We start from the raw sequence: 23,520 nt of genomic DNA on the forward strand, positions 1-23,520 counted from the left end.
GACTGAGGGCGAGCCCGGGGGGCCCGCCGGCGGCGCGGGGCGCGGTGGGCCGGCGACGGTACTGGCCGCCGAACGGGCCCGGCAGGCACGGATCCTGATGGTGGGCGCGGTCACCGAGCGGTGGGCCCCGGAGCAGGGCGGGCCGGTGCACGCCAACTGGCGGCTGGCGGCACCGCTCACCCCCGCCACCGATCTGTGGGCGGTCGGCGCACTGCTCTTCCGCGCCGTCCAGGGGCACGCCCCGTACCCCGAGGAGGACGCCGCCGAACTGGTGCGGCTGGTCGGCTCCCAGCCCTCTGCCGCCGCGGAGGGGTGCGGGCCGCTGCGGCCGGTCATCGAAGCACTGATGCGCCGCAACCCGGCCGAGCGGCCGGACCTCGACGAGCTGCGGAGCTGGCTGTACGCCCTGGTGCGCTCCGCGCCGGAGCCCGATGTGGGCAGCCGTACGGTCACGGTGCCCGCCGGGTCCGCGAGCGGCCGGGGCCAGGCCTCGGACTCGCGCCGGCTGCCGGTGGTACGGCGCCGGGGCTGGCTGGAACGCCGGGGCCGGGCCGGTGCCCCGGCGGCATCCCATGGGCAGCGCGAGCGGGGCGGCCCGGCCGGTCCGGGGCGCCGGACGCCGCCACGGGAGCGGCACGAGGCCCGTGAGCCCAGGGTGCCTCGGCCGTCCCGTGAGACCCGGGTGCCCCGTGGCCCCCGCGAGCCCCGGACAGCGCGGCGCGGCGGTCCGCGCAATCTGGGTCGGCTGCTGCTGGCCGGGATCCTGCTCCTGCTGGTGGCGGCGGTGCTGTACGCGGTGCTGTTCATGCCCGAGGCGGACCGGAACGAGGACCGGGGCGACCGGGGTGCCCCCGTGGCGACCTCCTCGGCCACCGCCCAGGGCGCGACCATCGGCGGTGGTGTCCGGGACGGGGCCGACGGGGGCCGAAGCACCGGCCGGGCCCCGCAGTCCACCGAGCCCGCCGGTCTGGCGAAGGGGTTCGTGGTGCGCCAGGACCCCGAGGGCTTCCAGGTCGCGGTGCGGGAGAGCTGGACCCGGCGCGGTGCGAACGCCCGCGGGCAGGTCCGCTACCTCGGCGGGGACTTCGAGCTGCTGGTGGTCGCGGGCCGGGACCGGGCCTCCGAGGTCGGCGCCGACCCGATGGCGTACCAGCAGGCCAAGGAGCCCGAGCTGGCGGCCTTCCGGGCCTCCTCGTGGAGTTCGAGCTCCGGGCTGCGGCGGAGCGGGGTGGGCGGTACGGCGTCGGCGGAGGGCGCGTTCCGCTGGCGGGACGGCAGCGGCCGCGAGGTGTACGCGCGCAACCTGGCCCTGCTGCAGGACGGTCGCTACCACATCGTGCAGGTGATCGGCCCGGCCGACCGGCAGAGCGCGGTGGACCGCTACTACGAGCAGGCGGCGGCCCGTTACTCGGCGGCTGAGGTCCAGTAGCCGGGCCGGTGGCTGTCGACTGACGGGGGATGGGGGACGGCCGGCAGCTGGTGGCTGACGGCTGACCGTCGCCCGGATCCGTTCGGGCGGCACCACGTGGCGGACAACGCCGGGATCCCCGGACGCCCCGTTCAGGCCGTGCCCCGCTCGACCGGGCCCCCGTACCGTTCCCGCAGCCGGTACTTGAGCACCTTGCGGAGTGCGGCGTTGCGGGGCAGGGCGGTCACCAGCTCCAGTCGTTCGGGCAGTTTGTGCACCGCCAGTCCGCGGGCGCGCAGATGCGCGGTCACGGCGTCCAGGCTCAGCGGGGGCGCGTCGGGCGCTTGTTCCACCACCGCGCACACCGATTCCCCGGCGATGGGGTCCGGCAGCCCGATCACGGCCGCGTCCCGGACGGCGGGGTGGGTGTAGAGCAACTGCTCGACCTCGGTGGCGGAGATGTTCTCGCCCTTGCGGATGATGATGTCCTTGGTCCGGCCGGTGAGCACCAGATGACCGGTGGGGGTGCGGCGGCCCAGGTCCCCGGTGCGCAGGAAGCCGTCCGCGTCGAAGGCCTCGGCGGTGTGGGCGGGGTCCAGGTAGCCGGCGCACACCGCTTCACCGCGCAGCCGCACCTCCCCCTCGGCGCCGCGGGGCAGCGGGGTGCCCTCGGGGTCGGTGATGCGGATCTCCATCCCCTCGGGGGGCCGCCCCTCGGTGGTCGCCAGGTTCTCGGGGGTGTCGTCCGGCGCCCCCATGGTGATCATTGGGACCTCGGTCATGCCGTAGCCGTGGGCGAGCCGGCAGCCGAGTTCGCGCACCACCTCGTGGTAGAGCGCGGGGGGCTTGGGCGCGCCGCCGCCCGCCATCAGCCGTAGCGCGGGCAGCAGCGGGCGGGCCGGGTCCTTTCGCTGTTCGGCCAGGAACAGCGCGTAGAAGGCGGTGCTGCCACCCGCGATGGTGACCCCGTGCCGGCGGTAGGCGGCCAGCGATCCGGGGAGCGCGAAGTGCTCCAGCAGCATCGCCGGGAAGCCGCGGAGCATCAGCATCACGGTGTAGTCCGGGCCGCCGACATGGGCGTAGGGGAAGGCGATCGAGCCCACGTCGTCCGGGCCGGGGCGCAGTGCGGCGGCCAGGCAGGCGCCCGCCGCGATGAGGCCGCGGTCGGTGTGCAGCACGCCCTTGGGTTCGGAGGTGGTGCCCGAGGTCCAGTAGATCCAGCGCACCGCGGTGCCCTCCTCCGGCGGTGGCGGCAACGTGGCCGGGTCGCCCTCGGGCAGCGCGGCGCCGCAGTCCAGCAGGCGCGGGGGCGCGGGCAGCCCGGCGGCGATCCGGTGCGCCATCGCGGCGTGGTCGAAGCCGCGCCAGGTGCCGGGGTGGACCAGGTACCCGATGTGCGCGGCGCGCAGCGCATGGGCCACCTCGCGGTCCCGGTAGGAGGGGATCAGCGGGCTCTGTACGGCGCCGAGCCGGGCCAGCGCCAGAGACAGCACCACCGTGTCGATCCGGGTGGGCAGCTGCCAGGCGACCCGGCTGCCGGGGCCTATGCCCAGCCGGTGCAGTCCGGCGGCGGTGCGTTCGGCGCGGGCGAGCAGTCCGCCGAAGGTGAGCCGCCGGTCATGCCGTGCGGACTCGGCGGCCTGGAGCAGCGCCGGGGCGTCGGGGGTCAGCGCGGCCCGGCGGCTGAGCAGCTCCCACAGGGTCGCCGAGCGGCCCAGCTCCTGCGCGGTGGCGGACATGGCGGCCTCCCGATTCAGCTGACGGTATGTCAGTGAGCGCGGGAAGCGTAGGGCGGTCCGCCTTGCTGGTCCAGGGGTTCGGGGCTACCCTCGCCCCAGATATCTGACGGAGCGTCAGAAAGACGGGTGCCTCATGGGACCCGTGGCGATCGACGGGCGTAAGGGGTGCCGATGGAACAGCCGCTGCCGCGCATCGTGAGCGTCGACGACCATGTGATCGAACCCGCGCACCTCTTCGGCACCTGGCTGCCGGCGAAGTACCGCGACCGCGGCCCCAGGCCCCTCACCGCCGGCATCGGGGAACTGGCCTATGTCGGCGGGAAGTACCGGATCACCACCGACCCGGACGGGCCCCCGACCGACTGGTGGGAGTACGAGGGCGAACTCTTCCCCTACAAACGGATCATCGCGGCCGTCGGCTTCTCCCGCGACGAGATGACCCTCGAGGGCATCACCCGGGAGCAGATGCGGCGCGGCTGCTGGGACCCGGCGGCCCGGCTCGCCGACATGGACCTCAACCACGTCGAGGCGTCCCTGTGCTTCCCCACCTTCCCCCGCTTCTGCGGCCAGACCTTCGCCGAGGCCCGGGACAAGGAGGTCGCCCTCGCCTGCGTACGCGCCTACAACGACTGGATGGTCGAGGAGTGGTGCGGAGACAGCGGCGGGCGGCTCATCCCGCTCTGCCTGATCCCGCTGTGGGACGTGGAGCTGGCGGTCGCCGAGATCCGGCGCAACGCCGCCCGGGGGGTGCGGGCCGTCACCTTCAGCGAGATACCCACCCACCTCGGGCTGCCCAGCATCCACTCCGGCCACTGGGACCCCTTCTTCGCCGCCTGCCAGGAGACCGGGACGGTGGTCAACATGCACATCGGGTCCTCCTCGCAGATGCCCGCCGCCTCCCCCGACGCGCCGCCGGCCGTGCAGGCGACACTCAGCTTCAACAACGCCATGGCCTCGATGGCCGACTTCCTCTTCAGCGGCGTACTGGTGCGGTTCCCCCGGCTCACCCTCGCCTACAGCGAAGGGCAGATGGGCTGGATCCCCTACGCCCTGGAGCGCGCCGACGACGTCTGGGCCGAGCACCGCGCCTGGGGCGGCGTACGCGACCTGATCCCCGAGCCCCCCTCGTACTACTACCGCCGGCAGATCTACTGCTGCTTCTTCCGCGACCGGCACGGGGTGGCCTCGCTGGACGCCGTCGGGCGGGACAACGCCACCTTCGAAACCGACTACCCGCACGTCGACTCCACCTGGCCGCACACCCGGCAGGCCGCCCTGGACCACGTACGGGACCTGGACGACGAGACCGTCTACAAGCTCATGCGCGGCAACGCCATCCGGATGCTCGGTCTCGACCTGGACCGCGACGGCTACCGCGCCCCCGACCAGGAGCGGCCGGAGGGCTGATGGACCTGGCCTACAGCGCGGAGGAAGAGGAGTTCCGGGCCCGGCTGCGCGGCTGGCTCCGGACGGCCCTGCCCGGTCTGCCCGCGCCACCGGACCCGCACGACTGGCCCGCCCGGCGCGCCTACGACTGCGGCTGGCAGCGCATGCTGTACGAGGCCGGGTACGCCGGGCTCCACTGGCCCGCCGAGGCCGGCGGGCAGGGCGCCACCCCCACCCAGCACCTGATCTTCCTGGAGGAGACCGAACGCGCCGGAGCACCCTATGTCGGCGCCGGCTTCGTGGGGCTGCTGCACGCCGGCCCCACCATCGCGGCCGAAGGCACCCCGGAGCAGCGCGCCCGCTGGCTGCCGCCCATCCTCCGCGGCGAACAGGTGTGGTGCCAGGGCTTCTCCGAACCGGACGCCGGGTCCGACCTCGCCGCGCTGCGCACCCGGGCGGTACGGGACGGCGAGGACTACCTGGTCACCGGCAGCAAGATCTGGACCTCGCACGCCCAGATCGCCGACTGGTGCGAACTCCTGGTCCGCACCGGGACCGGCCACGAGACCCCCGGCGGCCCGGACACCTCCCGGCACCGGGGCCTGAGCTGGCTCGCCCTGCCGATGGACGCGCCGGGAGTGACCGTACGGCCGCTGCGCACTCTCGCCGGCACCACCGAGTTCGCCGAGGTGTTCCTGGACGGGGTACGGATCCCGGCATCCCAGCGGATCGGCGCCGAGAACGACGGCTGGCGCGTCACTCTGGTCACCCTCTCCTTCGAACGCGGCACCGCCTTCGCCGGCGAGGTCGTGGCCTGCCGCCGGGTGCTGCGCGAGGTGGCGCGCGCGGCCCGGGACAACGGCCGCTGGGACGACCCGGTGCTGCGCCGCCGACTCGGCCGGCTGGCCGCCGACCTCGGCGCGCTCTGGCGCCTCATCCAGTGGAACGTGAGCGAGGCCCAGCACACCGGCGGCCTCCCCGGCACCGGCGGCTCGGTCTTCAAGCTGTGCTACTCCCGCGCCCGCCAGGAACTCTTCGAGGCGGCGGCCGAGGCCCTGGGCCTGGCGGCGCTCGACAGGAACCACCGCTGGACCGCCGACCGGCTCTCCTCGCTCGCCTACACCATCGCGGCCGGCACCTCGCAGATCCAGCGGAACATCGTGGCCGAGCGCATCCTCGGCCTTCCCCGGGGACGGTGAAACCGCCATGGACTTCCGGCTCACCGAGGAACAGCGGGCCCTGCGCACCACCCTGCGCGAGCTGCTGGCCCGCCACTACCCACCCCACCGACTCCGAGAGGCCGCGGCCGCGGCTCGGACACCGGACGCGAACGGGGCCGCGGGCGGAGAGGCCGGCGAGCCCCCGACGGCCCCGACGTCCCCGGCGACTCCAGGGGCGCTGTCCCCGGCGACCCCAGGGACCCCGGCGACCCCAGGGACCCCGGCGACCCCAGGGACCCCGGTGACCTCAGTGGCCCCAGCGACCCTGGGGGCCCCAGTGTCCCTAGGGACCTCAGTGCCCCTAGGGGCCTCAGTGGCTCCAGGGGCACCAGGGGCCGAGGTGGTGGACGCGGAGTGCTGGCGGGCGCTGGGGCGGGCCGGCTTCTTCGCGGTGCTGCTGCCCGAGGCGTCCGGCGGCCTTGGACTCGGACTGCCGGAGGCGGTGCTGCTCTTCGAGGAGGCGGGGCGCGCCCTGCTCCCCGGCCCTTTGGTCGGCACCGCACTGGCGGCGGGCCTGGTGCCCGGCGCCGCCGAGGGCGAGGCCATGGTCGGAGCCCTGGACGCGCGGCATCCCCTGCTGGAGTACCCGGGGGTCTGCCGGGCCGCCCTGGTGCTCGACGGGGCCACCACCCGACTCCTGGACACCGGTGAGCTGGCCCGATGCGCCACCCCCCTGGACTCCCTCGACCCGCTCACCCCACTCGCCTCACTGCCCGGGCCGCTGCCCGCCCGGCACCCGCCAGGCCGGCCACCCGGGGCCTCCCGTCTGCGTCAGGAGGCGACCTTGCTGACCGCCGCGCTCCAGCTGGGCAGTGCGGCCCGCTCGGTCGAGACCGCGGTGGCCCATGCGCGCGGGCGCACCCAGTTCGGGCGTCCCATCGGCGCCTTCCAGGCCGTACAGCATCTGTGCGCGGGGATGCTGGAACGTCTGGAACCGGCCAGGTGCGCGGTCTACGCGGCGGCGGTGACCGGTACGGCCGAGGAGAGCGCGGCGGCCAAACTGCTGGCCGACGAGGCCGCCATCCACAACGCCCGCGACTGCCTCCAGGTGCACGGCGGCACGGGGTTCACCTGGGAGTCCGAAGTGCATCTGCATCTGAAACGGGCCTGGGTGCGGGCCGCGCAGTGGACCACCGCCCAGGAGGCCGAGGAACTGTTGGCCGCGGAACTCCTGACCCCCGAAACCGACTGGCCGCGGAACTCCTGACCCCCGAAACCGACTGCCCGCGGAACTCCTGATCCCCGAAACCGACTGCCCGCGGAACTCCTGATCCCCGAAACCGACTGCCCGGGGAACTCCTGAACCGCCGACCTGACCGCCAAGACCGGTTGACCGATCTACTACCTGATGGTTACTGACCGCCGATTCGCGCCCAGTGAGCGATTCCGTGCGCTCAGTTGTCTTTTCTTACGGAATGCTCTCGGAGGCGTCAGGTCACCGAGCGTTGATATCGCCTTGTGTCCGAGGCGTGACTCGTCACAGGGGGGAGTCGGCGGCGGGCTCGGGTACGCTCCGTTTGATGCGAGTGGATCCGGTGTATGAGAACCCCGGGGCAGCCGGAACGGCGGCGCCGGGCGATCGAATGCGCGCCGCTCGCGAGGGGTGCGGGCATGCCGAGCCGCCCTGTTCGACTCCCCGCGATGTGCGTCGCACAGTATGGCGCACGCGTACTCCTTGGCGCGGGTATATGCCCGAAGCGCTTGTTGGGGTGACTGTACGTCAACCATGCTGTGTCGGAAGGGAGTCACATTCCGTGACCCCTGCGAGGCGCGAGGCGATGTGTCCGCCGGTTCGGATGGTGTGAACGGTGCAGGTGCTTCAGGTGCAGATGGAGGTCCGGCCGGACCCCGCAGAGGTGGGGCGGGCCCGCAGGTGGGCGCGTTCACGTCTCGCCGTGTCGGGGATAGCGGTGGACGAGCCGTTGGCCGAGACGCTGATCCTGCTGATCTCCGAGCTGGTCACCAACGCCGTGGTGCACACCGGGTGCCCCGCCGTGCTGCGGCTGGTGCTCCCTGAGCGGTCCGCCGGCGAGCCGTCCGCGCAGGGCGGTGCGCGCCGAGCGGACGGCGCCCCGGCCGGTACGGTCCGGGTGGAGGTCGCGGACGCCAGCGCCCGCGCTCCGCGGCAGCGCCATGTCGACGAGGCGGCCACCAACGGGCGTGGACTGGAACTGGTCGACGGTCTGGCCGACCGGTGGGGCTGGCACCGCGAGGGCGCCGGCAAGCGCATCTGGTGCGAGGTCGACCGTTGCCGGCCGCTGCTCGCCACCGCCTACGAACCGTCCTGCGCGGCGTCGAACCGAGTCTGACCGGCACGCTCCGGCCGGAGCCGGTGTTGACGTGACGTGTCCGGCTGATCACCCTGGGATGCGGCGCGATTCGTCGCGAGGGGACGCCGAGGGCTCTGTGGTCGTGTGCGTCGGCTGGGCTGTTCCTCGGCGAGTGCGGGTCGCGGGTCCGGTGCGGTTCAGGGTGTCCGCGTCGGGGCCGGGTGGCGGTGCGGGGTGCCGTGCTCGGGGCGTGCACGCGCGCGCCGCCACCCGATCGCTTCGCCACCCGCGGCTCATTCGTCCCCCCCAAGACCGGACGTGCCGCGCCCGACGGTGTTCCGACCGGCTTCCCTTGTGTCGGCCGTGTCCTTCCGGCCGGCGTCCTTCCGGCCGGAGTTCCGCTGGTGGGCATGCTCCCGGTCGGCGTCCTCCCGGTCGGCGTCCTCCCAGTCGGCGTTCCGCCGAGCGGCGTTCCGTCAGCCGCTGTTCAGAGGACGGCGACCGGGGCGACCGGGGCCCCCGTCCCGCCGCTGAACGGCTCGGGAGTGGCGCACAGCAGGAAGGCGTACCTGCCCTCGGTCGCGCAGGCTTCGGACAGCGCCTCCAGGTCCCAGTTCTGCCCCTGCGGCATGCCCATCTCGACCAGGTCCAAGGCGTGCACGGCCATCCAGCCGTCCTCGATCTCCGGGGGGAAGACCTCGAAGGTGAGGGTGTCATTGGCCACCGCCGCGACGTCCCGGGCGTGGAACCACTCGGGGGTACGCACCGACAGCCCCGGTGACGGAAAGGCGTAGCCCTCCCGGTCGCCGGCCAGGTACCGCTGGATCTGCCCGGTTCGGACGAGCACGATGTCGCCGGATCGGACCCGGACGCCCGCCTGCTCCTCGGCGGCGTCGAGATCATCGGGAGTGACCGCGTACTCGCCGGGCAGGCGGTCCATGCCCCGCGCGCGGGCCACATCGAGCAGCACCCCGCGGGAGACGAGGTGCCGCACCCTGTCGATACCGCAGAACGCGGCCCGGCCGTGTGCGGTCACCGAGTCGGCGGGGCGGCCGTTGTAGAGCACCCCGGAGTGCGAGACATGGCTCAGCCCATCCCAGTGGGTGCCCGCCTGGAGCCCCATGGTCACCACGTCATCGCTGGTGACGACGGTGTCGGGGCCGAAGATCCCGGTATTGACGGCGATCATGGTGTGCAGTGGGTTGACGCGCCCCGGGATCAGTCCGGTCTGGATGCCGTCCTGCCGCAGCGGGACGGCGAGCGGTATCCGATGCCCATCGGTCACCGTTCGCGCCGCCTGCCGCACCACCTCCTTGGTGATCAGGTTCAGGGTGCCGAGTTCGTCCTCCGTCCCCCAGCGGCCCCAGTTGTTGACGCGCCTGGCCAGCTCGTGGAACTCCGGCGGCAGTGGCATGGATGCCTCCTCGGGGCGGTTCTGTCGCTGTTTGCGGCCCGGGGCTTGTGCTCGGCACGGCCCTGCCCAAAAATCTAACGGGTCGTCAGATACTCCGGGAGGGGACGCGACGTGGGCAGCTTCTTGGCGGGCAAGGTGGTCGCGGTCACCGGGGCCGGGCGCGGGATCGGGCGGGCCGTGGCGCTCGGCTGCGCGGCCGAGGGTGCCCGGGTGGTGGTCAACGACTACGGGGTCTCCGTCTCGGGCACCGAGCCGAGCAGTGAGGTCGCCGAGGCGGTGGTCAAGGAGATCGAGGCCGCGGGCGGCGAGGCGGTGGCCGTGGCCGACGACGTGTCCACCATGGCGGGCGGCGAACGGATCGTACGGACCGCGGTGGAGCGCTTCGGGCGGCTCGACGGAGTGGTCTGCGTGGCCGGCATCCTCCGCGAGCGGATGCTGTTCAACATGACCGAGGAGGAATGGGACCCCGTCCTCGCCACCCACCTCAAAGGCACCTTCACCCTCTTCCGCGCCGCGTCCGCCGTGATGCGCCGGCAGCGCGCCGGCACCCTGATCGGCTTCACCAGCGGCAACCATCAGGGCAGTGTGTCCCAGGCCAACTACGCCTCGGCCAAGGGCGGGGTGATCTCCCTGGTACGCAGCGCCGCCCTCGGCCTGCACAAGTACGGGGTGACCGCCAACTGCGTCGCCCCGGTGGCCCGCACCCGGATGTCCGCCCAGGTGCCGATGGAACTCACGGAGATCGGCGAGCCGGAGGACGTCGCCGCGCTGGTGGTCTACCTGCTCAGCGACCGCGCCCGCGAGCAGGAGATCACCGGGCAGGTGTACACCGTCGCCGGCCCCAAGATCGCCGTCTGGGCGCAACCCCGCGAGCTGCGTGCCGGCTACGCCGACGGGCCGTGGACCCCCCAGAAGATCGCCGACTTCCTGCCCGGCACCATCGGCACCGACCCGATGCCCATGCTGGCCCGGCTGAAGGAGATGGCGGCGGCGGCCTGGGACGGTCGGGCCTGGGAGCGGGAACTGGGTGCGGGCGGCTGGATCGGGCTCGGCTGGGACCGCGCACGCGGCGACTACGGCAACCGCCCGGCGACCCTGACCCAGCAGGTGGTCTGGGCAGAGGAGTACGCCAGGGCACGCGCCCCCGTCCGGCTCGGGCACATCGGCGAGAACCTGCTCGCGCCGACCCTGCTCGCCTTCGGTGACGCCGCCCAGCAAGACCGCTTCCTGCCTCCCATCGCCCGCGGCGAGGAACTGTGGTGCCAGGGCTACAGCGAGCCCGAGGCCGGCTCCGATCTGGCAGCGCTGCGCACCACCGCGGTCCGTGATCCCGGTACCGGCGGCTACCGCGTCACCGGCCAGAAGATCTGGACCTCGCTGGCGGCGGAGGCCGACTGGTGCTTCGTACTGGCGCGCACCGACGCCGAGGCGTCACTCCATCGCGGACTCTCCTTTCTGCTGGTGCCGATGGACCAGCCGGGCCGGATCGAGGTGCGCCCGATCCGGCAGCTGACCGGTACGGCGGAGTTCAACGAGGTGTTCTTCGACGGTGCGCTGGCCCGGGCCGAACACCTCGTCGGTGGGGCCGGTGCCGGTTGGCGCGTCGCCATGGGCCTGCTCGCCGTGGAGCGGGGCGTCTCCACGCTGGCGCAGCAGATCGGCTTCGCCCAGGAGCTGGCCCGTGTCGTGCGGCTGGCCCTGGACAGCGGCGCGACCGGCGACCCGGTGCTCCGCGACCGCCTGGTACGGCAGTGGGCCGAGCTCCAGACCCTGCGCTGGCACGCACTGCACACGCTGGCCGGCGCCGGCGGCCCGGGGGCGCCCAGTGTCGCCAAGCTGCTGTGGGGCGGCTGGCACCAGCGGCTCGGCGAACTGGCCGTGCAGGTGCGCGGCGCGGCGGCGGCACTCGGCCCAGCGGACTGGACCGAGGACCGGCCGTACGAACTCGACACCGGGCAGCGCCTGTTCCTGTTCAGCCGCGCCGACACCATCTACGGCGGCTCCGACGAGATCCAGCGCGACATCGTCGCCGAGCGGGTGCTGCGGCTGCCCCGAGAGCCCCGGCCGGCCCGGGACCGGAAGGAGCCTCAGCCATGACGAAGCGCTACGGACTCTGGATCGACGGCAGCTGGCGGGCCCCCGCCCTGGGCCACTACCCGGTGGTCAATCCGGCCACCGAGCAGCCGGTCGGCCATGCCCCCGAGGGCGCCGCCGCCGACGTCGCCGCCGCCGTACGAGCCGCCCGCGCCGCCTTCGAGGACTGGTCGCGCACCGAACCCCGGGAGCGCGCGGCCGTACTGGACCGTGCCGCCCGACTGCTGACCGAGCGCGCCCGTGAACTGGTGCCCCTGATCCAGGCCGAGACCGGAGCGACGCTGCGGCTCACCGCCACCATGCAGCTGCCCACCGCCGCCGACCGCTTCCGCCGCTATGCGCGCGGAGCCGTCGAACCCGCTACCGTGCCGCTCGCCCCGCAGCCCGTGAAGGCCAGTCCGCTGGCCTCCGGCGGGCTGATCGGAGCCGCCGCGGTGCGTCGCCCGGTCGGAGTGGTCGCATGTATCACCTCCTATAACTTCCCTCTCGTGAATCTCGTCGGCAAGGCCGCCCCGGCCCTCGCCATGGGCAACACCGTGATCGCCAAACCGGCCCCGCAGGACCCCCTGAGCTGCCTGGAACTGGGCCCGCTGCTCCAGGAAGCCGGCCTGCCCGACGGCGCGTTCAACGTCATCACCGGCTCCGGCGCCGAAACCGGCGCCGCACTCGTCGCTCACCCGGGCACGGACATGGTGAGCTTCACCGGATCCACCGAGGTGGGCAAGCGGATCGCGGAGGCCGCCGGCCGGGGGATGAAACGCACCCTCATGGAACTGGGCGGCAAGGGCGCGGCCATCGTCCTGGACGACGCTGACGAGCACACGCTGGCGCGCGCGGTCGCCGGGGTCGGATCGGTCTGGTCGTTTCACAGTGGGCAGATCTGCACGGCACCGACCCGCGTCCTCGTCCATCGATCGCTGTACGAGAAGGCCGTCGCCGCACTCACAGATTACGCTCGGTCGCTGACAGTCGGTGATCCTGTGGATAACTCCACCGTGGTCGGCCCCCTGATCTCCGCCGCCCAGCGCGATCGGGTGGAGGCGTACATCGAAGCCGCCCGGAAGCAGGGGGCCCGTATCACCGCAGGTGGCCGGCGTCCCGACCGCGCCCCCGGCTTCTATGTGCCGCCCACCCTGATCACCGGCGCCGACGCCGCATCGCCCGTCGCCCGCGAGGAGATCTTCGGTCCGGTCGTCGTCGCACTGCCCTTCGACGAGGAGGAGGAAGCGGTGCGGATCGCCAACAGCACCGCATACGGCCTCTACGACTACGTCTTCAGCGCCGACGCGGGCCGAGCCTGGGCCCTCGCCGCCCGGCTGCGCAGCGGGAACGTGGGCATCAACACCGTCCAGCGGCACCCCGAGACACCGTTCGGCGGCTGCAAGGAGAGCGGGGTGGGCCGGGACGGCGGCTCCTTCGCGCTGCACGCCTACAGCGAGCTCCAGTCGCTCGTCTGGCCGTCCTGACCGGCGGCCCCGGCCGCACCCAGCCGCACACGAGGAGGCGGGTATGCGAGGCGTCATTTTCGACGGCGCACGGCTGCGGTACGTCGATGACCTGGAGGTACGGGAGCCGGGCCCGGGCGAGGTGCGGGTGGCGATCGCCGCGGCCGGACTGTGCCACAGCGACCTGTCGGTGGTCGACGGCACCATTCCGTATCCGGTGCCGGTGGTCCTCGGCCACGAGGGCGCGGGCGTCGTCGAGGCGGTCGGCCCGGGAGTCGGCCATGTCGCGCCCGGCGACCATGTGGCGCTCTCCACCCTCGCCAACTGCGGGGCCTGTGCCGACTGCGACCGGGGACGGCCCACCATGTGCCGGTCGGCGATCGGCCGCCCCGGGCAGCCGTTCACCCGGCAGGGGCAGCCGCTGTACGCCTTCGCCGCCAGCTCCGCCTTCGCCGAACGCACCGTCGTCACCGCGGTGCAGGCGGTCCGCATCCCCGCGCGGTTACCGCTCACCTCAGCCGCGCTGCTCGGCTGCGGGGTGGTCACCGGCGTCGGCGCGGTCCTCAACCGGGCCCGGGTCGACCGCGGCGACAGTGTGCTGGTCATCGGCGTCGGCGGGGTCGGCCTCAATGTCCTCCAGGGCGCCCGGATCGCCGCGGCGGGGACCGTGGTGGCGGTCGACACCAACCCGGCCAAGCGGCAGATGGCCCACCGATTCGGCGCCACCCACTTCCTGGAGGCCGGAACCGAGCCGGACCTCGGTGCGGCCGTCCGCCGGATCCTGCCCAGCGGTGTGGACCACGCCTTCGAGTGCGTCGGGGACACCCGGCTGATCCGGCAGGCCGTGGACCTCCTCGACCGGCACGGGCAGGCGGTGCTGCTCGGCGTGCCGTCCGCCACCGCGGAGGCATCCTTCCGAGTCTCCTCGATGTACCTGGACAAGTCGATCCTCGGCTGCCGGTACGGATCCGCTCGGCCGCAGCATGACATCGCGCGCTACGCCGACCTCTATGCCGACGGCCGGCTGCTGCTGGACGAACTGGTCTCCCGCACCTACCCGGTGGCCGACTTCGCCAAGGCGGTGGAGGACACCCGCCACGGCCGGGTGGCCCGCGCGGTCCTCACCTTCTGACCCCGCGCCTGATTCCCTGCCCTTCCGGCTCCGCGTACCGCCCGTGCCACGGGGGCCGTTCGTGCATCCGCGCACCGCCCTTGGACGGGGTACCGCCCGTGCTCCGCCCACCGCCCGTGTACGTACCGGCGGAACCCCGGGTGGGCTGGGGCGCGCCGCCGCTACCGCGAGCGAGCTGAACTGGTCGGCCCCCGGGCCGTGCGGCCGAGAGGGGTGGATGACCCGCCCGGAGCAGCGGACGGTAAAGGAGTCGGCCGTGGTGTGGTGGCTCAGCCGCCTGCCGAGTCGGCGGTGGTGGCGCGGAAGGTGCGCCGGTAGGCGGTGGGGGAGACCCCGAGTGCCGTCTGGAGGTGCTGCCGCATGGAAGCCGCCGTACCGAAGCCCGCGTCCCGCGCCACCTGGTCCACCGAGAGGTCGGTGGTCTCCAGCAGGTGCCGGGCCCGCTCCACCCGCTGGCGTGCCAGCCACTGCCCCGGGCTGACCCCCACCTCCTCGCGGAAACGGCGGGTGAAGGTCCGTACGCTCATGGATTCCCGGGCGGCCAGCTCGCGCAGGGACAGCGGCTGGTCGAGACGGCCAAGGGCCCAGGCCCGGGCCGCCGCGGTGGTGGCCAGCCGCGGCTCGGGCACCGGGCGGTGGACGAACTGCGCCTGCCCGCCGTCCCGGTGCGGCGGCACCACGCTGCGCCGGGCGACTTCGTTGGCCACGGCGGCACCGTGGTCCCGGCGCACCACATGCAGGCACAGGTCGATTCCCGAGGCGACCCCGGCCGAGGTGAGTACGTCCCCGTCGTCGATGAAGAGCACGTCAGGGTCGACCCGTACGGAGGGGAAGAGCCGCTGGAAGTGGTCGGCGTTGTTCCAGTGGGTGGTGGCCGGGCGGCCGTCCAGCAGGCCGGCGGCGGCCAGTACGTAGCTGCCGGTGCAGATGGACATCATGCGGGTGCCCGGGCGTATCAGCGCCAGGGCCTCGGCCAGTGGCTCGGTCAGCCTGCCCTCCTCGTACACCGGCCCCAGCTCGTGCGAGGCGGGTATCACCACCGTGTCGGCCTCGGCCAGGGCCTCCGGGCCGAGGTCCACGCTGATGTCGAAGTCGGCGTCGGTGGGCAGTGGCCCGGCTTCGAGCGCGCAGGTACGCACCTTGTAGAGCCGTTTGCCCTCGGCGGACCGGGCCATACCGAAGATCCGGTACGCGATGCCGAGCTCGAAGGGGATCACCCCGGCGAGTGCGAGCACGACCACCTGGTGCGGCCGTCCCGCGGCCTCGCTTCCCGCCATCCGTCCCCCCTCTTTCCCCTTCTCTCCCGGCGCGCCGGGCGTGTCCTCGCGTGCACGGAACCACGCGGCGCCGAACCGCGGGGGCTCGGGGCGCCCCTGGCGGCCGACCCCGAGGTGCGACCGGCGAACCGCTTTCCGGGCCGCGCCCTGTGATCCGCGCGCGTGTCGACTCCTCGGCGCACCCGCGCAGCCCTGACCCGCCCCGGGCGGCCGGTGCTCCGGCGCCGGACCGGGCACCCGTTGGGCTCTTCTTGGCCAACACGGCGCGGGACCGGGGGTATTCCCGTCCAGGACCGGAAACCGGACGGAAACCGGAGGAAACCGGACAGGAAACCGGACCGGAAAGCGGGCGGATCCGGCCATCCATCCATGGCCGGATGGCCAGGTGATCGAATGGCCCGATCCTGACGATGCCTGTCCTTCGGGCCACTCGTTGCCGGTCGGTGGGGCGCGGATCCTGTTCCGGTGACCCAGACAGTCGGACCCTCCGAACAGCTTGAGAACGCCCCCCGTACCCGCCCTGCCCCGCGCATCCACCGGGCCTGGCTGGTGGCCGCCGTCGCCTTCGTGACCATCATCGGCGCGGCCGGTTTCGCCTCCCTGCCCGGTCTGCTGATCGAGTCGCTGCACGAGGAGTTCGGCTGGTCGCGGGGGACCATCGGGTTCGCGGTCTCCGTCAATCTGGCCTTGTACGGGCTCACCGCACCGTTCGCCGCCGCGCTGATGGATCGTTTCGGCATCCGCCGGGTCGTGGCCGGCGCGCTCACCGTGATCGCCATCGGTGCGGGGCTGACCGTGATGATGACCGCCGCCTGGCAGCTGGTGCTCTGCTGGGGCGTCGTGGTCGGCGTGGGTAGCGGGTCGATGGCGCTGGCCTTCGCGGCGACGGTCAGCGAACGGTGGTTCTCGGCCAGGCGCGGCCTGGTCACCGGCATCCTCACCGCGGCCGGAGCCTCCGGCCAACTGGTCTTCCTGCCCCTGCTCTCCTGGGTGGTCGACCGCCACGGCTGGCGCCCGGCCGCCCTCACGGTGGCCGTCGCGGCGCTCGCCGTGGTGCCCTTCGTCTGGCTGCTGATGCGCGACTACCCGGCCGATGTGGGCCTTGCCGCGTACGGGGCGGACGGCCCGCCCGAGCCCCGCCCAGAGCCGCGTACGGGGGCGGCCCGGCGCGCCGTGCGGGCGCTGCTGTCGGCCGCCCGTACCGGACCGTTCTGGTTGCTCGCGGGCACCTTCGCGATCTGTGGTGCGTCGACCAACGGCCTGGTCAAGACGCACTTCGTACCCGCGGCACATGACCATGGCATGGCCGTGACGGCCGCCGCGGGACTGCTCGCGGTGATCGGGATCTTCGACATCGCCGGAACCATCGCCTCCGGCTGGTTCACCGACCGTTTCGACGCCCGGCGGCTGCTCGCCGTCTACTACGCGCTGCGTGGAATGTCGCTGATGTTCCTGCCGATGCTGCTGTCCGACACCGTGCATCCGCCGATGATCTTCTTCATCGTCTTCTACGGACTCGACTGGGTGGCCACGGTGCCGCCCACCATCGCCCTGTGCCGCGAGCAGTACGGCGAGGACAGCGCCATCGTGTTCGGCTGGGTGCTGGCCTCGCACCAGGTGGGGGCGGGGCTGGTGGCCTATCTCGGAGGCGCGGCCCGGGACGCGTTCGGCTCCTACGACCTGGTCTGGTACGGCGCCGGAATGCTGTGCGCGCTGGCGGCCCTGATGGCGCTGGCCATCCGCCGGCGTACGGAGGGTCGGATTCCGGCCCAGCCGGCGCTCCCGGCGTGACCGGCTGGTCGACGATCGGCGGCCGGTGCTGGGCCGGCTCAGGTCGGGGCGCCGCCCTCGAAGGCGCGGAACCCTCCGAACGCCCCCCGGTGGAAGAGCAGCGGTCCGCGCAGTGCCGCCACCTCGTCGGTGCCGAGTGCGGCGACCCGCCCGACCACGATGAGATGGTCCCCGCCGGTGTGTACGGCGTGGATGGCGCAGTCGACCCACGCCGGAACGCCGTCCAGCACCGGTGATCCGGTCGCCGGCGAGGGGTGGTGGCCGACTCCTGCGAACTTGTCGGCGGTACGCGCTCCACTGGCCGCGAACGCCTGGCACAGCGCGGCCTGATCCGCGCCCAGGACATTGGCGCAGAACACCCCGGACCGGGCGATGCGCGGCCAGGTGGTGGAGCCGCGCCCCACCATGAACACGACCAACGGCGGGTCGAGCGAGAGCGAGCTGAACGACTGGCAGGCGAAGCCGGCAGGGCCTGCCCCGTCCGCGGCCGGGGCGGTGACCACGGTGACGCCGCTGGCGAAGTGGCCCAGGGTGCGGCGGAACAGCGCCGGATCCACCGGGGGCCGCTCCCCGTCCCGTACCGCCCGCAGTTCGGGTGGTGGGAGCGGGTCGGGAGGTCGTCGGGTCGGTGCCGGTGCGCCGGGGGACCGCCCGGCGGTGGCGGACCGCAGATAGCGGACCGCGGTGGCGGCCATCGCGGCATGTCCCATCATGCACCTCATTGAACCTGACGAGGCGTCAGAAAGGAACGGTGGTGGCGACGCGAGGCCGCGGGTCAGCGGCCCAGGAAGCGGGGTGGGCGGCGCTCGACGAAGGCACGTACCCCCTCCTGGGCGTCGGCGGTGGCCATGTTGACCTCCTGAGCGGCGGCCTCGGCGGCGAACGCGGCCCCCCGGTCGGCCTCCAGGGAGGAGTTGACCAGCTGTTTGGTGAGGGCGAACGCCCTGGTCGGGCCGGTGGCCAGCCGTTCCGCCCAGGCCTGGGCGGTCTCGGCCAGCTCGGCGTCCGGGACCACCCGGTTGACCAGGCCCAGCCGCTCGGCCTCGGCGGCCGGCAGCGCGTCGCCGAAGAACAGCAGCTCCTTGGCGCGCTGCGGTCCCACCAGCCGGGGCAGCAGATAGGCGCCACCGCCGTCGGGCACCAGCCCGCGCCGCGCGAACGCCGCCACGAACACCGCGGACTCGGCCGCCAGCACCAGGTCGCAGGCGAGCGCGAGATGGAAGCCCAGACCCGCCGCGGTGCCGTTGACCGCGGCGAGCACCGGTTTCTCGCAGTCGAGGACCGCGGCGATCAGCCGCTGCGCGCCCTGCCGGATCGTACGGGCCACCTCGCCCGGAATCCGCGTTCCGGTAGCGCCGGCGGCACCCCCGGGGAGGGGGCGGGCGCGCAGATCGGCACCCGAGCAGAACGCGTGACGGCCGGTCGCCGTGATCACCACGGCGCGCACAGCCGGTTCGGCGGAGGCGGCAAAAAGTCGCGAAATTATGTGTTCCCGCTGGTCAGGGGTGATGGCGTGGAGTACTTCCGGGCGGTTCAGGGTGATCCAGCAGACCCCGTTGTCAGTGGTGTGCTCTAGAACGGAGTCAGATGGTTCTTCGGGGGAGGGCATCATGAGGACACTCCTTGGCCTTGGCCGAGCGGTTCGGCACCGGCCCGGCAGGCGGGCCGCGATGTGGGGGACACGGTGGCCGCGGCGCGCTGTCGCGATGCGGGGCGGAGTCTGGGGCTCGGCCAGGCCACCGGACACCGGGCGCCCGTCCGCCCTGTCCGGCCCGGGGCGCTCGCGCGGCTCGCCCCAGTCGGGGTACCGGTGCCGGGCGCCCGTACCCCGGGGCTCGGGTGGCTCACCGGCAGACGGCCAGTGCGTCCAGTGCCACCGCACCCTGCCCGCGCGGCAGCACCATCAGCGGATTGATGTCGAGTTCGGCAAGGTCGTCACCCAGCTCCAGCGCCATGCGCTGGACCCTCAGCACCACCTCGACCAGGGCCTCCACATCGGCGGCGGGTGCGCCCCGGACCCCGTCGAGCAGGGCCCGGCCGCGCAGTTCGCCGAGCATGGCGCGCACCTGCTCCTCGCCGAACGGCGGCACCCGGACCGCCGCATCACGCAGCACCTCCACCAGTACGCCGCCCAGGCCCACCGTGACCGTGGGGCCGAAGAGGCTGTCCTGGCTGATGCCGACGACCATCTCCACGCCGCGCTCGACCATCTGGCAGACCAGCACACCGTCCAGCTCGACACCCTCGTAGCGGGCGATGTCGGTGAGTTCGCGGTAGGCGTCGCGCACCTGGCTGGCGGAGGTGAGGCCCACCTTGACCAGGCCCAGCTCGGTCTTGTGCGCCAGCTGCGGGGCCGAGCCCTTCATGACCACCGGGTAGCCGACCAGGCCGGCGGCCCGTACCGCGGCGGCGGCGCTGGTCACCAACTGCTCGCGCGGCACCCGGATGCCATAGGCCCGCAGCAGCTGCTTGGCCGCGTACTCGCTGAGCCGCTCACCCGGGCGCAGCAGGGCCCGCGCCTTGCGGGCGGAGGGCGAGGCGGTGCGCGGGGCGTCGTCGAAGGGGGAGCGGTAGCCGGCGGTGAAGCGGTGGTGGTCCAGGTAGGCGCGGACCGCGGTGACGCAGTTGCCGAAGGTGCGGAAGGTGGCGACCCGGGAGGAGCCCAGCAGGGTGGTGCGGTAGGCCTCCTCGGTGCCCAGCGGGGAGCCCCACACCACGCACACCTGCTTGTCCGTCTGCTCCGCCGCGTCCACCAGATCCTGTGCCAGCTTGTCGCTCATCGGCGGGAAGGGGCCGGTGATGGGGCAGATCAGCACGCCCACCGAAGGATCGGCCAGGATCGCGTCGATCAACTTGCGGCCGCGCCAGTCGCCCACCGGATGCCCCCCGTTGTCGATGGGGTTGGCCACGCTCAGATACTCCGGTATCCACTGGTGCAGCTCGGCCTGCTTGGCCGCGGAGAGCACGGGCAGCCGCAGGCCGGCCGCGGTGGCGAGATCCGCGAAGTGGGCGCCGGTGCCCCCGGAGATCGCATACACGGCGACGCCCTCGGCGCGTGGCGGCCGAGCCCGGGCGAGCAGCGTCGCGGTGTCCTGGAGTTCGTCCAGGCCGGCCACCCGGATCACGCCGTACTGGCGCATGGCGGCGTCCACCACGGCGTCCGAGCCGGTGAGCTTGCCGGTGTGGGAGGCAGCGGTGCGGGCACCGGTCTCGGTCCGTCCCACCTTGACCGCCACCACGGGGACCCGGGCCCGGGCGGCGCGGTCCGCGGCGAGCAGGAAGCCGCGTCCGTCCTTGAGGCCTTCCACATACATGGCGATCGCGCCGACCTCGGGCCGGGTGGTGAAGTACGAGAGGAAGTCGGCGCTCTCCAGATCCGCCTCGTTGCCGGTGGGGGCCCAGTGGCTGAGCCGGATGCCCAGGTCCTGGAGGGCGAAGAGCGGGCGGCCCTGGTGGCCCGACTGGGTGATCAGGGCGATGGCCGGACCGTCCAGATCCTCGCGGAACACCTCGAAGGCGTTGAGGTTGGTGTTGGGGCCGAGCAGGCGGACGCCGGAACGGTGCGCCGCCGCCGCCAGTCGCTCCTGCGCCTCGGCGCCCTCGGGGCCGGTCTCCGCGAAGCCGGAGGCGAAGGCCACCGCGAAGCCGATCTCGGCCTCGGCGAGTTCCTCGATGAGCGGAAGGGGGTCGGAGACCAGGAGGACGGCGAGGTCGGCGCGCTCGGGCAGGGCGGCCACGGAGGGATGGCAGGGGAGGCCGAAGACGCTCTGCCGGGTGGGGTGAACGGGGTGGACGCGAGCACCCACACGCTCGGCCCAGTGGATCAACTGCCGGGTGATGCCGGTGTTGGGGCGGCCCTCGGTATCGGAGGCGCCGATCACCGCGACCGATCCCGGCCGGAAGAACCGGTCCAGATCGGGGACCTCGCGGTGCAGCGGCCGACCGCTGACGTCGGTGTCGTCTGCCGTGGCCGACTCGCCGTCCGCGCGAACGGCGGGGCCCGGGTGCTCGCCGCAGGCGACGGCCCGGGCGTGACGGGAGTTGGTGGTGAGGGTGCCGTGAGTCGATCCAAGCATCGTTCTCGCCCACTCCTGCCGGTCGGCCGAATACGTGACGTCTTGTCAGGTTACTGAACTGACGACTAGTCAGGAATAAGGCGTGGCGCGGCTTGTCGGCGGTGTCCGCCGCCGACCATCCCCGTCGTCCGCCGCCGGCCGCCGCCATCGGCCACGCGCCGCCCCGTCATCCGTCACGCGCCGACCGCCCCCCCGCCGTCCGCCGCCCTCGTCATCCGTGACAGTCCCGCCATCCGTCACCCCGTCGTCTGCCAGAGGCCATCTCGCCGTCCGTCACGGGCCACTCCGCCGCGGGCCGCCGGCCGCACGGTCATCCGCCATGTGCCGTCCGCCCCCGGGCAACCCGCGGTTCGCTGCGCTGGTGGTCGTGGCCGCGGGGGTGCGGCTGTGGTCGCGGATCCGCGTGCCGGTGAGGTGATGGTGATGGCGTGCGGACGGCGTGGGGGTCGGGTGTCAGCTGGTGCGGCGGGCCACCGCCTTGGCGATGCGCTGGGCGTCCATGCCGAGCTCGCGCAGCATGCCGCTGATCGGGTTGGCGTACCCCGTGAAGTGCAGTCCGGGTGCGCGGGTGGCGGTGCGGGGGCCGTGCGCGAGCGGGTGGCCGCGCTCGTCCAGGACGCCCAGGTGTCCGACCAGGCCCTCCAGGCCCGGCCGGTACCCGATGGCCGCGATCACCGCGTCCGGGGCGATCCGGGTGCCGTCGTCCAGCACCACCTTCTCGTCCTCGAGCGCGGTGACGGCCGGGACGATCTCCACTCGGCCCGTCTTCACCGCGCTCAGCAGGCCCGCGTCCTGCACCGGGATGGAGCCCTGGCGGGCCCGGGTGCACAGGCCGGTGTCCGGTCGGGGCAGGCCGTGTGCGGACAGATCGGGCACGGACGCCTTCACCAGGGTCCGGGCCGCCCGGTCCGCGGTGCGCGGCGGCAGTCGGCGGGCCAGGAGCCCGGCGCGCTGGGCGGGCCAGCCGACGGTCGAGCGTCGCACCACGTGCGGGACGGTGCGCACGGCCAGGCGTACCCGGGCCGCACCGCTGTCGGCCAGTTCGGTGGCGATCTCGGTACCGGTGTTGCCCGCTCCGACGACCAGCACGTCCCGGTCCTGGTAGCGGGCGGGGTTGCGGTATTCGGCGGCGTGGATCAGCTCGCCGGTGTAGCTCTCGTGCCCCGGCCAGTCGGGCAGTCGGGGGGTGTGGTTGTAGCCGGTCGCCACGATCACGGTGGGCGAGGTGAGCCGGCGTCCTCCGGTGGCGTGCAGCAGCCAGCCGCTGTCGTCCGGAGCGCGGTCAACCCGGGACACCTCGACGCCGGTGACGATGTCCAGCTCATGGCGTTCGGCGTACCGCTCCAGATAGCGGACCAGGTCGTCGCGGGCGACCCAGCGTCCGCACTTCCGGGGTATGGGCAGGCCCGGCAGTGCGGACAGGCGTCGAGTGGTGTGCAGCCGCAGGTGGTCGTAGTGCGCGCGCCAGGAGGCGCCGACCGCGTCGGAGCGCTCCAGGACGACGGCGCGTACGCCGCGCTCGCCGAGCGCCGCCGCGGTGGCGAGTCCGCCGGGGCCGCCGCCGATGACATAGACGGGCGCCGCAGGGTGGGGGTGCGATCGGTCGGTCATGCGGGTGAGCGTAGTCGGCTATTTGACGAGTATCGGTCAAATCGATTCCGAAACGATTGCGGGTGCGTCACGGAGAAGTCCCTCTTGCGTCGACCCGCTGAGTGCGCTGCACTGGCAGTATTTCTGACGGACTGTCAGATAATGGGTTCTCCGCGAGGGGGAAGGGGGCCGGGCCATGCCTACCGGTGCATCAAGCCCATCGGGAGGGCCGCGTTTCGACCGGCCCGTCATGGACGCCTTCACCCGGACCTACTGGGGTGCCGCGGCCGAGGGGCGGTTGCTGCTCCGCCGCTGCTCCGGCTGCGGACGGGCCCATCACTATCCGCGGGAGGGCTGCCCGTACTGCTGGAGCGAGGACGTCCGCTGGGAGCCGGCCTCCGGTGCGGCCACCCTCTACACCTGGTCCGTGGTGCACCGGAACGACCTGCCCCCGTTCGGTGACCGCCTCCCCTACACCGCGGCGGTGGTCGAGCTCGCCGAGGGGCCGCGGATGATGACCGAGATCGTGGACTGCGCCGCTGACGCCCTGCGCGTCGGGATGCGGCTGCGTGTGGATTTCCGTACCCGTACGGCCGACCCTCCGTTCACCGTTCCCGTCTTCCGCCCGTGTTGAATGCCGTTGGCGAGTGCGGGGCGGGGAGGCGGTCACCGAACGGG

At 73.3% G+C, this 23,520-nt stretch carries 16 protein-coding genes and 2 pseudogenes; 11 read left to right on the forward strand and 7 right to left on the reverse strand.

Annotated features, from left to right (window positions below; genetic code table 11):
- The coding region (locus E4099_RS32925; RefSeq protein ID WP_483414772.1) for a serine/threonine-protein kinase at window positions 1-1,429 on the forward strand (1,429 nt) is incomplete at its 5' end.
- Between the two features lie 131 nt (window positions 1,430-1,560).
- Here E4099_RS32925 and E4099_RS10435 read toward each other — a convergent pair.
- Complete coding sequence (locus E4099_RS10435; RefSeq protein ID WP_135338702.1) at window positions 1,561-3,147, reverse strand: class I adenylate-forming enzyme family protein; 1,587 nt, start codon at window positions 3,145-3,147, stop codon at window positions 1,561-1,563.
- Between the two features lie 171 nt (window positions 3,148-3,318).
- Here E4099_RS10435 and E4099_RS10440 point away from each other — a divergent pair, with 171 nt between their 5' ends.
- From E4099_RS10440 to E4099_RS10460, 4 genes are all read left to right on the forward strand, one after another.
- Window positions 3,319-4,554 (forward strand): amidohydrolase family protein, encoded by a 1,236-nt coding sequence (locus E4099_RS10440; RefSeq protein ID WP_135338703.1) that lies wholly within the window; start codon window positions 3,319-3,321, stop codon window positions 4,552-4,554.
- Window positions 4,554-5,732: an acyl-CoA dehydrogenase family protein gene (locus E4099_RS10445; RefSeq protein WP_135338704.1), complete on the forward strand. Its 1,179-nt coding sequence runs from the start codon at window positions 4,554-4,556 to the stop codon at window positions 5,730-5,732. Before E4099_RS10440 ends, E4099_RS10445 begins: the two co-directional genes overlap by 1 nt.
- Before the next feature lie 298 nt (window positions 5,733-6,030).
- The gene (locus tag E4099_RS10455) at window positions 6,031-6,960 is read left to right on the forward strand and encodes an acyl-CoA dehydrogenase family protein (protein ID WP_425348254.1); all 930 of its coding nucleotides are present in this window, start codon (window positions 6,031-6,033) and stop codon (window positions 6,958-6,960) included.
- Window positions 6,961-7,561: 601 nt separating this feature from the next.
- The gene (locus E4099_RS10460; protein ID WP_135338705.1) at window positions 7,562-8,062 is read left to right on the forward strand and encodes an ATP-binding protein; all 501 of its coding nucleotides are present in this window, start codon (window positions 7,562-7,564) and stop codon (window positions 8,060-8,062) included.
- 448 nt (window positions 8,063-8,510) lie between these two features.
- Here the strand turns inward: E4099_RS10460 and E4099_RS10465 are convergent, their stop codons facing one another.
- Window positions 8,511-9,437, reverse strand: coding sequence for a cyclase family protein (locus tag E4099_RS10465; RefSeq protein ID WP_135338706.1), 927 nt, complete (start codon window positions 9,435-9,437; stop codon window positions 8,511-8,513).
- A 111-nt stretch (window positions 9,438-9,548) separates the two neighbouring features.
- On the opposite strand from E4099_RS10465, the pseudogene E4099_RS34100 reads away from it, so the two are divergent.
- The 4 genes and pseudogenes from E4099_RS34100 to E4099_RS10480 form a co-directional block, all read left to right on the forward strand.
- A pseudogene (locus E4099_RS34100) lies at window positions 9,549-10,442 on the forward strand (SDR family oxidoreductase); the annotation flags it as partial.
- Window positions 10,437-11,534: pseudogene (locus E4099_RS33570) on the forward strand (acyl-CoA dehydrogenase family protein); the annotation flags it as partial. The pseudogenes E4099_RS34100 and E4099_RS33570, both read left to right, overlap by 6 nt.
- Window positions 11,531-12,997, forward strand: a complete 1,467-nt coding sequence (locus E4099_RS10475) for an aldehyde dehydrogenase family protein (protein WP_135338708.1) — start codon at window positions 11,531-11,533, stop codon at window positions 12,995-12,997. The pseudogene E4099_RS33570 and the gene E4099_RS10475, both read left to right, overlap by 4 nt.
- A gap of 43 nt (window positions 12,998-13,040) precedes the next feature.
- Window positions 13,041-14,108 (forward strand): alcohol dehydrogenase catalytic domain-containing protein, encoded by a 1,068-nt coding sequence (locus tag E4099_RS10480; protein ID WP_135338709.1) that lies wholly within the window; start codon window positions 13,041-13,043, stop codon window positions 14,106-14,108.
- 269 nt (window positions 14,109-14,377) lie between these two features.
- On the opposite strand, the gene E4099_RS10485 is transcribed toward E4099_RS10480, so the two are convergent.
- A complete protein-coding gene (locus tag E4099_RS10485; RefSeq protein ID WP_135338710.1) occupies window positions 14,378-15,385 on the reverse strand; it encodes a GlxA family transcriptional regulator in 1,008 nt (335 codons plus the stop codon).
- A 465-nt stretch (window positions 15,386-15,850) separates the two neighbouring features.
- On the opposite strand from E4099_RS10485, the gene E4099_RS10490 reads away from it, so the two are divergent.
- Complete coding sequence (locus E4099_RS10490; RefSeq protein ID WP_135338711.1) at window positions 15,851-17,176, forward strand: MFS transporter; 1,326 nt, start codon at window positions 15,851-15,853, stop codon at window positions 17,174-17,176.
- A 38-nt stretch (window positions 17,177-17,214) separates the two neighbouring features.
- On the opposite strand, the gene E4099_RS10495 is transcribed toward E4099_RS10490, so the two are convergent.
- The 4 genes from E4099_RS10495 to E4099_RS10510 all read right to left on the reverse strand — a co-directional run bounded on the left by E4099_RS10495 (window position 17,215) and on the right by E4099_RS10510 (window position 22,863).
- Window positions 17,215-17,871, reverse strand: a complete 657-nt coding sequence (locus E4099_RS10495) for a flavin reductase family protein (RefSeq protein ID WP_135338717.1) — start codon at window positions 17,869-17,871, stop codon at window positions 17,215-17,217.
- 80 nt (window positions 17,872-17,951) lie between these two features.
- Window positions 17,952-18,788: an enoyl-CoA hydratase/isomerase family protein gene (locus E4099_RS10500; RefSeq protein ID WP_135338712.1), complete on the reverse strand. Its 837-nt coding sequence runs from the start codon at window positions 18,786-18,788 to the stop codon at window positions 17,952-17,954.
- Between the two features lie 232 nt (window positions 18,789-19,020).
- On the reverse strand, window positions 19,021-21,252 hold the full coding sequence (locus E4099_RS10505) for an acetate--CoA ligase family protein (protein ID WP_135338713.1): 2,232 nt from the start codon (window positions 21,250-21,252) through the stop codon (window positions 19,021-19,023).
- Window positions 21,253-21,705: 453 nt separating this feature from the next.
- On the reverse strand, window positions 21,706-22,863 hold the full coding sequence (locus E4099_RS10510; protein WP_135338714.1) for a flavin-containing monooxygenase: 1,158 nt from the start codon (window positions 22,861-22,863) through the stop codon (window positions 21,706-21,708).
- Between the two features lie 229 nt (window positions 22,864-23,092).
- On the opposite strand from E4099_RS10510, the gene E4099_RS10515 reads away from it, so the two are divergent.
- Window positions 23,093-23,476: a Zn-ribbon domain-containing OB-fold protein gene (locus tag E4099_RS10515; protein WP_245244743.1), complete on the forward strand. Its 384-nt coding sequence runs from the start codon at window positions 23,093-23,095 to the stop codon at window positions 23,474-23,476.
- Window positions 23,477-23,520 lie beyond the last annotated feature (44 nt).

Origin of the sequence: Streptomyces palmae (genome assembly GCF_004684805.1) — a bacterium.
Lineage (GTDB): Bacteria > Actinomycetota > Actinomycetes > Streptomycetales > Streptomycetaceae > Streptomyces > Streptomyces palmae.

Excerpts from the sequence above, each read along its gene's own strand:
- E4099_RS10510 (WP_135338714.1), bottom strand. The coding sequence starts at position 22,863 with ATGACCGACCGATCGCACCCCCACCCTGCGGCGCCCGTCTATGTCATC.
- E4099_RS10485 (WP_135338710.1), bottom strand. The coding sequence starts at position 15,385 with ATGGCGGGAAGCGAGGCCGCGGGACGGCCGCACCAGGTGGTCGTGCTC.
- E4099_RS10465 (WP_135338706.1), bottom strand. The coding sequence starts at position 9,437 with ATGCCACTGCCGCCGGAGTTCCACGAGCTGGCCAGGCGCGTCAACAAC.
- E4099_RS10435 (WP_135338702.1), bottom strand. The coding sequence starts at position 3,147 with ATGTCCGCCACCGCGCAGGAGCTGGGCCGCTCGGCGACCCTGTGGGAG.
- E4099_RS10515 (WP_245244743.1), top strand. The coding sequence starts at position 23,093 with ATGGACGCCTTCACCCGGACCTACTGGGGTGCCGCGGCCGAGGGGCGG.
- E4099_RS10440 (WP_135338703.1), top strand. The coding sequence starts at position 3,319 with ATGGAACAGCCGCTGCCGCGCATCGTGAGCGTCGACGACCATGTGATC.
- E4099_RS10480 (WP_135338709.1), top strand. The coding sequence starts at position 13,041 with ATGCGAGGCGTCATTTTCGACGGCGCACGGCTGCGGTACGTCGATGAC.
- E4099_RS10495 (WP_135338717.1), bottom strand. The coding sequence starts at position 17,871 with ATGGCCGCCACCGCGGTCCGCTATCTGCGGTCCGCCACCGCCGGGCGG.
- E4099_RS10445 (WP_135338704.1), top strand. The coding sequence starts at position 4,554 with ATGGACCTGGCCTACAGCGCGGAGGAAGAGGAGTTCCGGGCCCGGCTG.
- E4099_RS10500 (WP_135338712.1), bottom strand. The coding sequence starts at position 18,788 with ATGATGCCCTCCCCCGAAGAACCATCTGACTCCGTTCTAGAGCACACC.
- E4099_RS10475 (WP_135338708.1), top strand. The coding sequence starts at position 11,531 with ATGACGAAGCGCTACGGACTCTGGATCGACGGCAGCTGGCGGGCCCCC.
- E4099_RS10505 (WP_135338713.1), bottom strand. The coding sequence starts at position 21,252 with ATGCTTGGATCGACTCACGGCACCCTCACCACCAACTCCCGTCACGCC.